This window comes from Agaribacillus sp. DX54 (genome assembly GCF_056858335.1).
Genome location: NZ_JBXEQE010000018.1, coordinates 72,782 through 87,239, shown reverse-complemented (window position 1 = coordinate 87,239; position 14,458 = coordinate 72,782). Strand labels below are relative to the sequence as shown.

Below are 14,458 nucleotides of genomic sequence, written 5' to 3'. Positions count from 1 at the left end.
GATTAAATTACCTGGAAGCCGTGAGCATAAGGATCGTCATCATCTATGAAAATATTATTATAGCCTGTAATCCTGGCCCATCCCTCTATACTGGGTATGATCGCCATCATGCCATTAATAGTGGTTTCTTCTTCTATACGTCCGGTGAACTTGGATCCGATGTAACTTTCGTGAATGAAGGTTTCACCGATTTTCAGCTTACCTTTTGAATACCATTGGGCCATTCTTGCTGAGGTGCCGGTGCCGCATGGCGACCGATCAATGGCTTTATCTCCATAGAAAACGGCATTTCGAGCCGTAGCGTCAGCAGAAAGCGTATTTCCGGTCCATAGGATGTGACTTAAACCTTTTATGGAACTATTCAATGGATGAACAAAGGAATGCGCCACATTGATCTTTTCCCTTAAAATCCGGCTATGCTGAACGAGCTGCTCTGCAGAGAAATCTTGTATGCCACTAAAATTCTCCTGTGGATCGACGATGGCATAAAAATTACCTCCGTAAGCTACATCCACAGTAAGCTTACCCAGGCCGGGACAGGCTACCGTAATATTTTCGGCTGCCAGATAAGCAGGAACGTTGATCAGCCTGACCGAGGTTACTTTTTTACCTTCTTGTTTGTAATCGACGATGACTAACCCTGCCGGCGTTTCAAGCCTTAGCTTCCCGGGAGATTTAGGATTTACAAGCCCTTCTTCAATAGCGATAGTGACAGTACCTATGGTGCCATGACCGCACATTGGCAGACATCCACTGGTTTCAATAAACAAAACACCAACATCATTGGCAGGGTCTGCGGGTGGATACAGAATACTTCCCGACATCATATCGTGCCCCCGCGGCTCAAACATCAGCCCCTTTCTGATCCAGTCATACGTTTCAAGAAAGTTTTGACGTCTTTCGGTCATATTTTGACCTTCGAGGATAGGCCCTCCGCCAGCCACCAACCTCACAGGATTGCCACAGGTATGAGCATCTACACAAAAAAAGGTCTTCTTAGCCATTTGCTTTTCAAAATTGTTGAACCGTTCGGGCCTCTATCAATCTTCAGGCACCTTTTACACATGGACTCGAGACACATCATATGCTTGTAATTGGATTTCCGTGGTTTACATTCTCCAGATGTTTCCGGAGCGTGTCGCAGTCATGAGACCATTGATTTAAATGATACCTTTACCCTATTGGGCGGCTGCCGGTTCTAAATTTAAGTAATCAGGTAGTTGCGGCCGTTTTTCGAGCGCCCGTTCTATAACTGCTATCACTCGTTCCCTTTCCTTACCGGCCAGAGGTAATCTCGGAGGACGCACATTTTCGCTTCCGAGTCCGGTATATACTTCCGCCAGTTTTATATTCTGAACCAGTTGGGGATTGATATCTAATTCCAATAAGGGAAGGAACCAACGATAAATATCCACCGCCTCTTGCGATTTACCAGCTTTTATCAATCTATAGATCGCCACGGTTTCGTGAGGGAATGCACAAACCAAACCGGCCACCCATCCATGGGCACCCAGGAAAAGGCTTTCCATGGCCAGCGTATCCACCCCGGAAAAAATTTTAAAACGATCCCCAAACCTGTTGATCATTCTGGTCACATTGGTTGTATCCCTTGTGGAGTCCTTCACGGCTACGATATTTTTACAGGAAGCTAACGCTTCAAACATATCCAGGCTCACCATAATTTTATAGTCTACAGGATTATTATAAATCATGACAGGCAGATCTGTCGCGCTGGCAACCTCCTTAAAATATTGTACGGTTTCCGCATCTGTGGCCTTGTACCTCATTGGCGGCAGCAACATGATACCGTTTGCCCCATTTTGCTGGGCCTTCTCCGCTTGTCTGATCGCATTTTTAGTGGTTTGCTCGGCGATGTTCATAATAACGGGAACTTTACCCGCTACCACAGAGCGCGTCGTAGTCAGTAACTGAAGTTTTTCTTCCTCATTTAATGCGCTCGCTTCACCTAAAGATCCTCCAAGTATAATCCCGTCTACTCCAGCCTCTACCTGAATGCCTATACTTTTGCCAAATTTGTCAATATCCAATTGATCGTTGTCTGTAAATTTGGTTGTAATCGCCGGATAAACACCATTCCAATTCATCATGATTTATTTAGTTAAATGTTAAGTTCCCTGCAAATTTCGTATCCCAATGGATTAAAACCTTTGACTATTTTTGCGAATAGTCATGCTATTTTGCTCTATAATGAATATTTATGGCATTGATTCGTGCAAAATAGTATTTACTTAGTATATTAACTGTATGAAAATTCTTCCTTTTAAGATACCGAGGACAGAGGATGTATCTTTTTTGGTTCAGTTTGATGATGAGCCACATTTCTACGATACACTTCATCAGCACCCGGAAATCCAGATCACTTTGATTCTAGAGGGCACCGGGACCTTATATCTTGGAGATTATATCGGAGAGTTCAAAAGCGGGGATATTTTTGTTATCGGGGAGAATATTCCACACGTATTCAGAAGTGATAAAATATATTATGAAGATTTGCCCCACCTGCGGGCCAAAGCGATTTCAGTGTTTTTGGACCGCAGAACATTGGGGAATAATTTTTTTAATATTCCCGAAACCCGAGAAGTATCCGATTTTTTTAAGAGGGCAAAAAAAGGGCTCAAGATCACAAAGCACACCAAAAAGGAGATTTCTTCGCTATTGAAAAATATTACGCAGGTCGAAGGGCTCGACAAGCTTATACAAATTTTGATCATGCTTCGCCTCCTGTGCAGAACCGATAATAGTAAATTTCTATCCAATTATGTCACCGACGGTGATGTGCAGGAAATTGATGGTAAAAGACTAAACGATGTTATCCAATTTACCTTAAGCCAATATCACAGGCCGATCGGACTGGAGGAAGTATCTGCTATAGCCAACATGTCTTCCAGTGCCTTTTGCAGGTTTTTTAAACATAGAACAAGAAAGACCTATGTTAATTTTTTGACTGAGGTGAGAATAAGCAAAGCATGCAATTATCTCCGGGAGAAAGATTCGACAGTGATACAGACATCTTATAAAGTTGGCTTTAACAATCTCTCGCATTTTAACAGAAAATTTAAAAAAATTACAGGATATACTCCCACCGGATATCAGAAAAAACATCATCTGATACAGCATCCCTTAAAGAGTGGCTTGATTTAAAACACCCGTGGTATTATTGGAAGTAGTAATTGATACATATAATTTACAAAATAGCATATATTGATGAAAACCCTATCATTATTAGTAACCAGCATAACGCTATTCGTGTTATCGGGTTCAAAAGTGATCGACAATGATTTCAAAAATTGGAAAATCACAGCGCCCCCTGACTCGTTACATCTGGATCCGTTTTACAAAAAATATATCAATGTTAATGGCATCCCTATTATATCATCGCACAAAGTACCTGATGAGGCAATTCAGGCAGCGGGAGTAACGGTAGCAGCCATGACGGAATTTTTGGTGCCTAAAGTATTGGACGCGTTGGTAAAACACCACACCAAAGTGGCTATTATGGCCAGATACGAGGGTACCACTGATTTGCCTGAACACCGCTATTTGGCCAAAGATACTACGCTTAACTGGGATGTCAGGGCCAGGGGATTGGGTGGGACTTTGGAAAGCCCGCTAACAAGCTGCGCAGAGGAAAACCTGCTATGTTACCAAATAGATAAGTACCATGCCGAAGACATACTTATCCATGAGTTTGCACATGCCATTCATGGGATAGGAATCCTCTCCGTCTATCCTGACTTCAATGATCGTCTCCAGGCGACCTTAGATGCTGCCTTGCAAGACGGTAAATATAAAAACACTTATGCCGCTACCAACATTCATGAATATTGGGCTGAAGGAATACAGAATTGGTTTGGCGTCAATGCAGAAGTGCCCAAGCCGGATGGCAAGCATAATTATATAAATACTGCCGACGAGATGAAGGTGTATGACCCCCAACTATACGCATTGATCGATGAATTCTTTGATTTGCCCACCTACAATCCTTCCTGCCATGCCAAATCGAACATTTATACAAGCGATTAATTTTGTTTTGACAATGATCGCCGCCATTAAAAAATGCTGCTTTTTTCTCATCGTTTGCGCGGGACTTATTGCCTCTTTTACTGCCGGGGGACAGGAGGTAAGCCGCGATGATTATGCCAGGGCTGTTAGTTTTTTGATGGAAAATATAAACAATAAAACAGCCTTCAATCTGTTTGTTCGCGCCAATTGGTACCCTGATAGTTCCGGTCTTTGGTACATGCATTATGGGCCGGGGAACAAGGTATTTAATCAAGTATCTTTCCCTTCACTGGAAGTGTCACACCTTTTTGACCATCAGAAAGTGGCGGATGCTTTACGTGTTATTTTGAAGGAAGAAATACAGGCAACAGACCTTCCTTTTAATTCTGTAGACTATATTAATAAAGAACATATTCAATTCAGCGTAAAAGGGAAGATTTTCCAACTTAATTTAGAGGCTCATACAATTACTTCCGTAGCGCCTCAAAAGGAAGAGTACCTGTTCGAATCCCGATCACCTGATGGCAAATGGGTGGCCTATTCCGAAGATTATAATCTTTTCATAAAATCAACAGAAACAGGGAAAGTGTATCAGTTGAGTACCCGGGGAAAAAAGAACTATGAATACGGCAGCTATTATGGCTGGTTTGATAAAATGGAAGGTGAAAATGGTGAACGTCCTCAGCGATTTTATGTCAATTGGTCTCCCGATTCCAAATGGATTCAAACCAGCATTTGTGACCTGAGGTATGCGGATAAAATGTATTTGCTCGATTGGAGCGTAGACACGCTTTACCGCTCCAGGCTGCTCTCCTACTTCAGGGGTTCGCCCGGAGATACTACGATGGTTCACATGATACCGGTATTTTACAATATCGAACAGAAAAAGGAAATTGTTCCTGATTTACCACGCAATACCCATATTAATGGTATTAGCTTCCGTTGGTCTGCTGCACCGGGACAGGTTTATGCGCATTATTCGGAACGTGGGTATCAAAAATCCCATATCCTTAAACTTGATCTGAAAACCAATCAATTAACCACCCTGATTACTGAAACAAGCGATACCCGTATTGACAATTTTAATTACTGGTTGATCGAAGCAAAGAACCGATTGATATTTACTTCGGAACGTAGTGGTTGGAAACAGCTTTATACATTGAATCTGGAAACAGGGACGATAAAACCCATTGGTTTGGGGGACTATTATGTCAATACCGTCCAACAGATTGACACGAAAAAGGGTATTATTTATTTTTTGGCATCCGGTAAAGAACCAGGAAGAAACCCCTATCATCAGCACCTTTACCGGGTAACTACAGACGGCAAAAAGTTAAAACTACTGACCGGAGAAGATGCTCACCATGAGGTGAGTTTCTCTCCGGATAGAAACTATTTTTTTGATAATTTTTCTACGGCAACAACTCCCACTATTTCCGTTTTACGAGATGCCGGAAGTGGCAGGATTCTGGTTGAAGTATCCAGGGCAGATATAAAGCGTCTGCTGGCAAAAAACTGGCGTCCCCCTCAGGTATTCGAGGCCACAGGCAGAGACCATAAAACCAGGATTTACGGAGCGTTATGGAAACCAACCGACTTCGATCCTATGAAAAAATATCCACTTATCGACCATAGCTATACCGGCCCCCATACGCAAATGTTTCCCAAATCATTCAGCATGACGTTGGCTCGGAACAATCAGGCCTTAGCGGAATTGGGGTTTATTGTCATGATGGTCGATGGCATGGGCACCGCCGGCAGATCGAAGGCATTTCATGACGTTTCCTACAAACAAATGGGCTTTAATCTGACCGATCACGTATTGGCCATCGAACAATTGGGCAGGCAATATAGTTGGATAGATACCGATAAGGTAGGAATTTTTGGACATTCCGCAGGGGGATATGACGCGGCCCACGCCCTGCTTCAATTCCCGGATGTATACAAGGTGGCTGTTGCGAGCTCGGGTGATCATGATTTCAGGATGGAAAAGGCCTGGTGGCCTGAAATGTATATGGGCTGGCCAGTGGATTCCAGTTACCACCTGCAATCCAGCATTACCATGGCCGGAAAATTGAAAGGCAGCCTGCTGCTGGTGCATGGAGGTCTGGACGACAATGTGAATCCTTCTGCCACGTTTAAACTTGCTGAGGCACTGGTTAAAGCTGATAAGGAGTTTGACTTGCTAATACTTCCAGGCCAACGCCATGGATACCGGGGGCAGCATGCAAAGTATTTTCGCAAAAAACGTTGGAATTACTTTGTAGCCCACCTTTTGGGCGCTGAGCCCATATGGGATTTTGATTGGGAACAAACCCTGTCAAAATAGAAATTCCGGTGAACGCTTTGGAAGAGCGATCCGGGTGTTAATGTCTTTCAGGGAAATCACCGGTATTCGAAAAATACCGGGATTTGGTATTTTAGGCGTCATTGATCTTTTATCGGGAGATTTTACAAAAATGGTAACTACCGCTGTCCTTCCTGCATTTTCTTCAGGTTATTTTAGGGTGAAAAGCTGGCTGGCCGGTTTTGCATGTCATATTGATTTGGAATGGTGGTTTTTTTTCTGTTAATTATTACTATGAAACGAAGAACCTTTATTAAAAACACCGGGCTAACCATTTCAGCTTTACCACTTTACAGTGCCACTTTTCAAAACCAGTCCTATAAAATCGCTTTGGTAGGCTGTGGTTGGTGGGGTATGAACATATTACGGGAAGCAATGGCTTACGGTCGATGCAAGGTGGCAGGGCTCTGTGATGTAGACAAAAATGCTGCGACCACAGCAAGGGGGGAAGTAGAAAAACTAAACGGCGATAAACCAAAAATATATGGTGATTTCAGGGAACTCATCAGCCGTGAAAAACCGGACATCACCATCGTGGCTACTCCTGATCACTGGCATGCACTTCCGGCGATTATGGCCATGGAAAATGGCGCTCATGTGTTTATTGAAAAACCGATCGGCCATACTATTGGCGAAGGACAGGCAGTTTTGAGGGCTGCCAGGTTACATGACCGCAAAGTGCAGGTGGGCACCCACAGGAGGTTGTCACCTCATAATATTTCTGCCATGGAATTCCTCAGATCAGGCAAGGCAGGAAAAATTATTCAGGTGAAAGCCTTTGTTAACTACCAGCAAGGTGCTGGCACACCTGCCCCTGATTCGGACCCTCCCAAAGGGTTGGATTGGGATATGTGGATAGGACCGGCACCCTGGCGTGATTATAACCCCGGAATCCACCCGCGAGGGTTTAGGCAATTTCTGGATTTTGCTAATGGCACCGTGGCCGATTGGGGGATCCACTGGTTTGACCAGGTGCTCTGGTGGACCGAGGAAAAGTATCCAAGAAACGTGTTCTCCCATGGCAACCGGTACATCCGCCAGGACGGATCGGATGCCCCGGACACACAACTGGCAATATTTGAGTTCGAGTCGTTTACCCTGGAATGGGAACATAAACTATGTGCCGGTAATCTGAATGAAGCCCACAATGTGGGTTGTTATTTTTATGGCACCGAAGGAACTTTGCACCTGGGTTGGCGCGATGGATGGACTTTTTATCCGAAAAACAAAAACAAGGAAAAGGTGCATCAGAATCCTACACTTCATGCACCGGATCATCAAAACATCAAAGAATCCTGGGCAGACTTTATCCTGGCCATAGAACAAAATAAATTACCTGCCAGCGATATTGAAACAGGGCACCTCGCCAGCAACATTAGCCTGCTGTCTATGATTTCCTGCAAACTGGGCAGGAGCATTCAATGGGATGGTGAAAATGAAATGATTGCAAGTGATGCCGAAGCCAATAAGCTCCTCCGCAGGGAATATCGTGGCGACTGGCAATATCCCGGGTGACTAAATAAAATTAGTCATTAATACAATTCTAGTCATAGTATGACTCCAAGTCATACTATGACTTTCATATAACTAAAGTTATCATATCTCGGCCACCTTGATATTTCGGAAGTCAATGGACATCTCATTCTTAGGGTGCAATTGTAACCCTATCGGGCCTTGTTCAATGGCATTTTCCGACGTATAAGTCATTACCTTTTGCCCATTTAGCCAGACTGTATAAACATTCGCCTTCGCTTCTACCTTCATGGTATTCCAGCCATCGGTTTTGAGCAATTCCTTGACGCCTTCAGCTTCCACAGGATAGCCTTTCCCCGGAATGTAAGGGGAGCCGGTCATGTCACGTTTTAACGATCCCGAGATGCCAATCTGGATTTGTTGTTTGTCATTTCGGAGGAATATACCGGAATCTACGGTACCTCCACCGAACCGGAAGTCGGTCTGGACAACGAAGTCCTTATACTGCTTTTCAGTCCATAAAACGGAGCCTTTTTTGTCAGGACCATTTTTTACAGAAAGTATGCCTTTCCCGGCACTCCACCAGATGTTATTTTCAGGCACCGCCCAGCCATCCAGCGTTTTCCCGTTGAAAACCTTTTTCATTTTTTGCGCTGGCGAATCTACGAGAATACCTGCCAGAATGAAGGACATTACTAGTATCAAAGACTTGGATCTCATGGCTCTTAAGTTTATGTTAAAAATAAGGTTTTTGCGCTTTCAGTTTAACATGTAATCTACAAAGTAAGCTTCATTAATTCCAGCCTTCTCAAAAATTTGTATTTATTTTCATAGAAGCCATAGCAGATGCGGAAGAGCGTTTTACGGGCTTTGAATAAAAATTTCAACCATTCAATTTTATAGGTATAAATACGCATATTTAAGTTTTTATACGGAATTATTGCACACTTTTAAGCGGCTGATCTTCATATACTTTCACCTGTTTTTATCAAGAAGCTTCTTGATAAAATATCAAAATTGCTTGCCTTCGGAAAGCCTTGAAAATTTTGAAGATGAAATTTTTAATAGTATTCACTATATGCTCTTTTTTAGATCTAACAAAACAATTATATTCATTACCGGGTATTTATACTCAGACCATTTAATTCAGGTAACCAGGTAGCCAGCCCCTCATCGGCGTTGCCGGAAGCTCAATTTATGCGTGTCGATGCCCGCCCGAGGTTCATTGTCAAACAAATCACCGGTATATGTTGCGTCAGGTAATTCCTATGTCGGGTAAAATAATTTGACCCCGATGGTTTTCCGCCGACTAAACTTATTTGGACTTAGGCTGATTTAGGAACTTAGTAGTTAAGTATGCTGATTTTCAAACTGATAGCTAATGATTTAGCGTTTCATTTGTACGGCGTTCCGGGAACGGATGAAGGTTTTTTATCAAATTATAAAGGAAATATGATTTGACGAATTTCAGATCAGTCTTTTGCCATACACAGGCTTACCGGCATTTTGATTTTTTCCTGCTTGAAAAAAGCAGCAGGTGAAAAGTTGAGGCATATTGAATAGGAAAAATTGAAATTTGATTGATTGGAAACATTACACTTATGTTATTACTCCTCAATTTAGGAATGCCCGTTGCATAGATCATTGATATCTTTGACCTGTCGGATTAACATACAGGCACGCAGTATGAAATTAAATTGTGTTGAAATCGATCATGGAAGTGCAGCATTAAATATCCGTGGGGAAATAGCGCAGAATTTTCCGGGAAAGAAAATAGGATCCTGTATACAAAGCTTATTGGAACAAATTACTGACGATTAAAGAAGAAGTGCCGGGCCAAAATGTGAAAATGATTGTACCCATGGAACATCGCGCCAATCATGACGCTTATGTAGAGGCCAACATGAATACCGGGATCAACAAGGTAGCGGGAAAAGGCAGGGGCCTGGAAATGGTACGCAAAGACGGCTCCAAATTTTGGGACAATTTATCTTTAAGCAAAGTACACGTTGGTGAAGACTTGCCATACACGGCTTTTAATTAAAGATATCACCCGGCAAAAAGCACAGGCAGCCCAACTCAGTAGTATGATAGAGGCGATTAACACAAGCCAGCTTGTGGTAGCGTTTAATCTGGATTGCCCTGTCACGAGGTACAACGGAAGAGAGCAGGTTTTACTTTCTGCAAATAAATGCCAGATTTGTTTTTTCTAAAATACCAAGAGGAAACTGATAATCATGGTTATAGTCGGCCAAATCTTTTATTTCTACACTACTGAACGAGCGTGAAAGTAAATTGACCACATCCATGCCGTAATCCCTGAAATGTCCGTTAAAGCTTAAATCTTTGAAAGTAATGGTTTTATTCCGGCGCCAGTTTCCTGGAATGGTAAAAATTGCTAAACCCTGTTTTTTTAAAATCCTGGCAACCTCGGCGATGGCTTTATCATCTTTAGGTACATGTTCAATCACATGATTACAAAGGGCCATATCAAAACTTTCTGTTGCAAAGCTTAGTGCCTGGATATCTTCTTTCGGGAAATCGACATCTTCCAGTATGTAGTCTGTGGTTTGGTAGCTTTTTTCCAAATGTCGGAAAAGCGGATAAAAAACCGGCTCCGGGGCAAAGTGAATTACTTCCGGTTTATCAAGATTATGCAGGACTGCCTGGTAGAGTACCTTCAGGCCCCGGTGGCGTGGTCTGGAATTACAGTTAGGGCAGACCGAATGCCACTTAATTCTTAGCCGATTGGATAAATGGACAAAATAGGGGAGCTGTCGCTCGCATAAGTTGCAGTAATATCTCGGTTTCTTCTGAGACTGGATAAGCCAGTTTGAGCTATCGGCAACCAGACCGTTAATCACAGCGGGTACATCTCCCTGCCTGAGGCGGGCATATGTTTTGGATAAAATTTTTCTCAAGGTAGTTTTGGGAAAAGACTGAAATGCACCCGGGTTTGTTTTGGTGGTGACCGTCATCGATCTTTGGTTAAAGTGGTGAAAGGCCCTTGAAATTCACTTTAAATTTAAAAAAGGATTCCGTTAATTTGTTTATCTGGCTGAAATAAATGTTTAAAAACCTTTTTAACCTTAAACACCCGCTACCAAAATGAAAAAACTATACCATTTTTACCTGTTAATTGCCTTTGTAATGCTCTTTGCTTTTCATTCACAAGCTCAGAAAAAAGGCATCGAAAGCTTAATGTCCGATAGTCTCTTTATGGGAATTAAAATGCGTAACATCGGTCCCGCGTTTATGTCGGGTCGTATTGCAGATATTGCCATACATCCTGAAAATGAACACGTTTGGTATGTAGCCGTAGGCTCCGGTGGAGTGTGGAAGACCAAAAACGCGGGCATAACCTGGAAGCCGGTTTTTGATAATCACCGGTCTTATTCCACCGGCTGCATTACTATTGATCCCAATAACCCTCATATTATCTGGTTAGGAACCGGCGAAAATGTGGGTGGCAGACATGTGGGTTACGGGGACGGGATTTACAAAAGTGATGATGGAGGGGCTACCTGGAAAAATATGGGGCTGAAAAATTCCGAGCACATCTCAAAAATTATTATTCATCCTGAAAACCCGGCGGTTATATGGGTGGCTGTTCAGGGGCCTTTATGGTCAAAAGGTGGCGAACGGGGTCTGTACAAATCCAGCGATGGTGGAGAAAACTGGAAAAAGGTTTTGGGTGACGATGCATGGACCGGGGTAACCGATGTGGTTATTGATCCCCGCAACCCGGACTGGTTATATGCTGCCACCTGGCAGCGTCACCGGAATGTTGCTGCTTACATGGGGGGAGGGCCTGGCTCCGGCATCCATCGCAGTACTGACGGTGGGGAGACATGGACCAGGCTTTCCAAAGGATTGCCCGCTTCTAATATGGGTAAAATTGGCCTGGCGATTTCACCACAAAAGCCCGATATCCTGTACGCTGCTATAGAGCTGGACAGGCGTACCGGAGGGGTTTACCGCTCTATGAACCGCGGCACTTCCTGGGAAAAAAGATCTGATGCCGTGTCAGGAGCTACCGGACCACACTACTACCAGGAGCTTTATGCCTCACCGCATCATTTTGACAGGCTGTACCTGGTAGATGTCCGTATGCAGGTATCTGAAGATGGAGGTAAAACCTTTTACCGGATGAAAGAAGACCATAAACACTCTGATAATCATGCCATAGCCTTCAAAAAAGATGACCCGGACTATTTATTGGTGGGCACTGACGGTGGCCTTTATGAAAGCTTCGATCTTTCGGAAAACTGGCGTTTTATCAATAATCTGCCTGTTACACAATATTACAAAGTGGCTGTCGACGATGCAGAGCCCTTTTATAACATTTATGGGGGCACACAGGATAACAATACGCATGGCGGACCTTCCAGAACGGATAATGTACATGGCATCCGCAATGCAGACTGGTACATCACCCTGTTTGCCGATGGTCATCAGCCGGCTACCGAGCCGGGCAATCCCGATATTATGTACTCGGAGTGGCAGGAGGGCAATTTGGTACGGGTCGACCGGACTACCGGTGAAATCGTGTACATTAAACCCCAGCCCGAGGCCGATGAAAATTATGAACGTTTCAACTGGGATTCCCCTATTTTGGTGAGTCCCCATGCTCCCACCCGTCTGTATTTTGCTTCCCAAAGAGTGTGGCGTTCCGATAACCGCGGGGATAGCTGGACCGCTATAAGCGGTGATCTTACCCGTAATCAGGAGCGCGTTTCATTGCCGATTATGGGTAAAACCCAAAGCTGGGACGAGCCCTGGGACGTCAGTGCTATGTCTAATTATAATACGATAACTTCCCTTGCCGAGTCTCCTAAACAGGAGGGCCTCATTTATGCCGGTACCGACGACGGCATCATTCAGGTGACCGAAAACGGCGGGCAGAGCTGGCGCAGGATAGAGGCAGGCAGTCTGCCAGGCGTACCGGCGACAGCTTTTGCCAATGATATCAAAGCCGATCTGTTCGACGTGAATACGGTCTACGTGGCACTTGACAACCATAAATTCGGTGATCTGCAACCCTATCTTTTAAAAAGTACCGATCGTGGCAAAAGCTGGCGTTCCATCACAGGTAATATTCCGGACCGCACCCTGGTTTGGCGGTTGGTACAAGATCATGTTAAGCCGGAACTGCTGTTTGCCGCTACCGAGTTTGGCATTTACTTCACCCTGGATGGCGGTATTGAGTGGATGAAGATTATGGGTGATGTCCCCACCATCTCCTTCAGGGATCTGGCCATCCAGCGGAGGGAAAACGATTTAATTGGAGCGTCGTTCGGGCGTAGCTTTTTTGTGCTGGATGACTACAGCCTACTGAGAGAGGTGTCGGAGTCCCAGCTACAGCAGGAAGCTTCACTGTTTGCTACCCGAAAGGCCTGGTGGTACATCCCCCGGATCGTGCTGGGAGGCAGCGAAAAAGCTTCGCAGGGTGCTTCTTACTACGTGGCACCTAATCCTCCGTTTGGCGCGGTATTTACTTACTATCTGAAAGATGACTTGAAATCAAAAAAAGAGATCAGGAAAGAAGCGGAAAAAGCACTTAACAAAGCCGGTAAAAATATTCCCTTTCCGGGTTGGGAGGCATTGGAAGCCGAGAGAAGGGAACCATCACCCAAAATATGGCTGGTAGTGAAGGACAATCAGGAAAATGTTGTCAGACGACTGGAAGGGCCTATCAAAAAAGGCTTTCACCGTGTAGCCTGGGATTTACGGTATCCCGCTTCGCAGGCCATTACCATGGATCAAATCCGGACTGAAGATGAAGACAATCAGCCCCGGGGTTTAATGGCTGGCCCGGGCACTTACACAGTTTCACTTTTCAAAGAAGTCAACGGGGTCATTTCCCCCTTGGCAGCACCCGGGACTTTTGAGGTAGAACGCCTGAGGAAAGGCGCACTGGAAGGTGCTTCTCCTGAAGAAACAGTGGCTTTTTGGCGTGAAATTGAAGGTTTGCAAAAAGCTACTTCTGCTGCAACCGTGCAGGTGGGAAAAGGGCTGGATAAATTGAAAGTTATGCAGGAAGCCCTGTCCCGTGCTATGGCCGTTCCAGGTGAACTGGATGCCCAATTATATCATTTGAGAATGAGCCTGCTGGATCTGGACCAACAATTAAATGGTAACCGCACCAAGCAACAAATCGGGGAAAAGGGTAAGCCCACGGTGCAACAAAGGTTAGGTGTGGCCTATTTGGGTACCACAAATGCAACCTACGGCCCTACGCCCATGCACAAAAGAAGCCTGGAAATCGCTCAAACCCAATTCTCCGAAATCCAGCGGCAGTTACAAAAAATACTGACCGTGGACATTTTAAATATGGAAAAAGCGCTACAGCAAGCCGGGGCTCCGTGGACAGAGGGTATAGGGAGATAGAGTTTGAAGTGTGGGTGTGGGTTTGAGGGTGTTTTCTTGTATGGGGGGGAGGGAGATGTGGGTGGATGGGATAATGTTGAGTGTTGGTGGTCATTTGCTGTGCTATCGCGACTCTCGTGAAGTACATCATCATCGATAAGGGGAAAAATCTGTTTATGTCGAAGTTTTTTTTGTAAATGAGGGCATAATGGGTATATTTATTAAATAGATAATTCTTTAATCAAT

At 44.3% G+C, this 14,458-nt stretch carries 11 protein-coding genes; 7 read left to right on the top strand and 4 right to left on the bottom strand.

Features of this window, described 5'->3' with window-relative positions:
* Positions 1-2: 2 nt before the first annotated feature.
* Both AC04NP_RS18555 and AC04NP_RS18550 read right to left on the bottom strand, forming a co-directional pair.
* Positions 3-1,004 carry a 4-hydroxyproline epimerase gene (locus tag AC04NP_RS18555; RefSeq protein WP_482861423.1) on the bottom strand — a complete coding sequence of 334 codons (1,002 nt, stop codon included), beginning with the start codon at positions 1,002-1,004 and terminating at the stop codon, positions 3-5.
* Positions 1,005-1,178: 174 nt separating this feature from the next.
* A complete protein-coding gene (locus AC04NP_RS18550; protein WP_482861470.1) occupies positions 1,179-2,105 on the bottom strand; it encodes a dihydrodipicolinate synthase family protein in 927 nt (308 codons plus the stop codon).
* 160 nt (positions 2,106-2,265) lie between these two features.
* On the opposite strand from AC04NP_RS18550, the gene AC04NP_RS18545 reads away from it, so the two are divergent.
* From AC04NP_RS18545 to AC04NP_RS18530, 4 genes are all read left to right on the top strand, one after another.
* Complete coding sequence (locus AC04NP_RS18545) at positions 2,266-3,162, top strand: AraC family transcriptional regulator (RefSeq protein WP_482861422.1); 897 nt, start codon at positions 2,266-2,268, stop codon at positions 3,160-3,162.
* A 63-nt stretch (positions 3,163-3,225) separates the two neighbouring features.
* Entirely contained in the window at positions 3,226-4,044 is an 819-nt protein-coding gene (locus AC04NP_RS18540) for a M90 metallopeptidase family protein (RefSeq protein ID WP_482861421.1), read from the top strand.
* The gene (locus AC04NP_RS18535) at positions 4,013-6,352 is read left to right on the top strand and encodes a S9 family peptidase (protein ID WP_482861420.1); all 2,340 of its coding nucleotides are present in this window, start codon (positions 4,013-4,015) and stop codon (positions 6,350-6,352) included. The genes AC04NP_RS18540 and AC04NP_RS18535 overlap by 32 nt, the downstream gene beginning before the upstream one ends.
* Before the next feature lie 252 nt (positions 6,353-6,604).
* Positions 6,605-7,885 carry a Gfo/Idh/MocA family protein gene (locus AC04NP_RS18530; RefSeq protein ID WP_482861419.1) on the top strand — a complete coding sequence of 427 codons (1,281 nt, stop codon included), beginning with the start codon at positions 6,605-6,607 and terminating at the stop codon, positions 7,883-7,885.
* An 81-nt stretch (positions 7,886-7,966) separates the two neighbouring features.
* Here the strand turns inward: AC04NP_RS18530 and AC04NP_RS18525 are convergent, their stop codons facing one another.
* Positions 7,967-8,563, bottom strand: coding sequence for a 3-keto-disaccharide hydrolase (locus AC04NP_RS18525; protein WP_482861418.1), 597 nt, complete (start codon positions 8,561-8,563; stop codon positions 7,967-7,969).
* Positions 8,564-9,529: 966 nt separating this feature from the next.
* Here AC04NP_RS18525 and AC04NP_RS18520 point away from each other — a divergent pair.
* Positions 9,530-9,664, top strand: a complete 135-nt coding sequence (locus tag AC04NP_RS18520) for a hypothetical protein (RefSeq protein WP_482861417.1) — start codon at positions 9,530-9,532, stop codon at positions 9,662-9,664.
* 7 nt (positions 9,665-9,671) lie between these two features.
* Complete coding sequence (locus tag AC04NP_RS18515) at positions 9,672-9,887, top strand: hypothetical protein (RefSeq protein ID WP_482861416.1); 216 nt, start codon at positions 9,672-9,674, stop codon at positions 9,885-9,887.
* A 130-nt stretch (positions 9,888-10,017) separates the two neighbouring features.
* Here the strand turns inward: AC04NP_RS18515 and AC04NP_RS18510 are convergent, their stop codons facing one another.
* Positions 10,018-10,821, bottom strand: coding sequence for a class I SAM-dependent methyltransferase (locus AC04NP_RS18510; RefSeq protein WP_482861415.1), 804 nt, complete (start codon positions 10,819-10,821; stop codon positions 10,018-10,020).
* A 130-nt stretch (positions 10,822-10,951) separates the two neighbouring features.
* Between AC04NP_RS18510 and AC04NP_RS18505 the strand changes: the two genes are divergently transcribed.
* Complete coding sequence (locus AC04NP_RS18505; RefSeq protein ID WP_482861414.1) at positions 10,952-14,233, top strand: VPS10 domain-containing protein; 3,282 nt, start codon at positions 10,952-10,954, stop codon at positions 14,231-14,233.
* Positions 14,234-14,458 lie beyond the last annotated feature (225 nt).

What these genes read in the sequence shown, in the direction of transcription:
- AC04NP_RS18555 (WP_482861423.1), bottom strand. Translation starts at nt 1,004, where the DNA reads ATGGCTAAGAAGACCTTTTTTTGTGTAGATGCTCATACCTGTGGCAAT.
- AC04NP_RS18505 (WP_482861414.1), top strand. Translation starts at nt 10,952, where the DNA reads ATGAAAAAACTATACCATTTTTACCTGTTAATTGCCTTTGTAATGCTC.
- AC04NP_RS18525 (WP_482861418.1), bottom strand. Translation starts at nt 8,563, where the DNA reads ATGAGATCCAAGTCTTTGATACTAGTAATGTCCTTCATTCTGGCAGGT.
- AC04NP_RS18530 (WP_482861419.1), top strand. Translation starts at nt 6,605, where the DNA reads ATGAAACGAAGAACCTTTATTAAAAACACCGGGCTAACCATTTCAGCT.
- AC04NP_RS18540 (WP_482861421.1), top strand. Translation starts at nt 3,226, where the DNA reads ATGAAAACCCTATCATTATTAGTAACCAGCATAACGCTATTCGTGTTA.
- AC04NP_RS18520 (WP_482861417.1), top strand. Translation starts at nt 9,530, where the DNA reads ATGAAATTAAATTGTGTTGAAATCGATCATGGAAGTGCAGCATTAAAT.
- AC04NP_RS18545 (WP_482861422.1), top strand. Translation starts at nt 2,266, where the DNA reads ATGAAAATTCTTCCTTTTAAGATACCGAGGACAGAGGATGTATCTTTT.
- AC04NP_RS18535 (WP_482861420.1), top strand. Translation starts at nt 4,013, where the DNA reads ATGCCAAATCGAACATTTATACAAGCGATTAATTTTGTTTTGACAATG.
- AC04NP_RS18510 (WP_482861415.1), bottom strand. Translation starts at nt 10,821, where the DNA reads ATGACGGTCACCACCAAAACAAACCCGGGTGCATTTCAGTCTTTTCCC.
- AC04NP_RS18550 (WP_482861470.1), bottom strand. Translation starts at nt 2,105, where the DNA reads ATGAATTGGAATGGTGTTTATCCGGCGATTACAACCAAATTTACAGAC.